The organism is Paraburkholderia mimosarum LMG 23256 = NBRC 106338 (assembly GCF_000739815.1).
Classification (GTDB): Bacteria; Pseudomonadota; Gammaproteobacteria; order Burkholderiales; family Burkholderiaceae; genus Paraburkholderia; species Paraburkholderia mimosarum.
The window spans coordinates 1-992 of sequence record NZ_BBJJ01000331.1 but is presented as its reverse complement, the minus strand read 5'-3'; the positions used below and the strand labels follow the sequence as shown (position 1 = coordinate 992).

Annotated in this window: 1 protein-coding gene; it reads right to left on the bottom strand. The window is 66.3% G+C overall.

Annotated features, from left to right (window positions below):
* A partial coding sequence (locus tag BMI01S_RS37725) for an efflux RND transporter permease subunit (protein ID WP_042293592.1) occupies positions 1-992 on the bottom strand: 992 nt, incomplete at both ends.

Sequence of the window (992 nt, the reverse complement as noted above, 5' to 3'; positions counted from 1 at the left end):
ATTGGGCAGCGCGCCATGCATGACGTCGGCGCGCACCGTGAGCGTCGGCACGCGGTTGCGCCGCCATACCAGCGGCGACTCCTGCTCCTCGGTGAACGTCGCGAACTGGCTCAGCGGCACCATCCGGCCCGCTGGTGTGGGGACCTGCAACGTGCCCAGCGTCTGGACCGTCAGCGGCTGCTCCTGGTCGGCGCGCGCGACCACGTTGACCAGATAGATGTCGTCGCGGATCTGCGTGATGGGCGTGCCCGTCACGATGGTGTTCATGATCGCGGCCAGCGCGGCGCTGCTCACGCCGAGCTGGCGCGCCTCATCCTGATCGATGTGGATGCGGATCTGCCGGGCCGGCTCCATCCAGTCGAAATTGACATGGCGCGTGCGCGAGTCCGCACCCACGATGCCGGCAAGATCGAGGGCAACCCTGCGCACCTGTGCCGGGTCCGGGCCCGAGACGCGATACTGCAGCGGCCAGCCCACCGGCGGCCCCAGTTCCAGCGGCGACACGCGTGCCACGATGCCGGGAAACTGCTCGCTCAGCACCTTCTCCAGTTTCAGTTGCAGCCGGTCGCGCGCCTCGAGGTTTTTTGCCACCACGACGATCTGGGCGAAAAATGGATTGGGCAACTGGGCATTGAGCGTGAGAATGAAGCGCACGGCGCCACGGCCCACATAGCTGCTGAAGTGATCGACATCGGGATCGCTCTTCAAAATGGCTTCGATGCGCGCGACCTGCGCCTCGGTGGCGTGGATCGACGCGTTCTGGCGCAAGGTCAGATCCACCGTCAGCTCGGGCCGGTCCGACGCGGGAAAAAACTGCTGCGGCACGAAGCGCACCAGGAAGATCGACACCACGAACGCGGCCAGCGTCACCGCGAGCGTCAACCACCTCATGCGCAGCGCGCCACGCAGGAAGCGGTCATAGGCCATGATCATCCTGCCGGGCTTGTCGGGCGCCTTGTCTGCCTTCGGCGCCTTCAGGATGGCCTGACCCA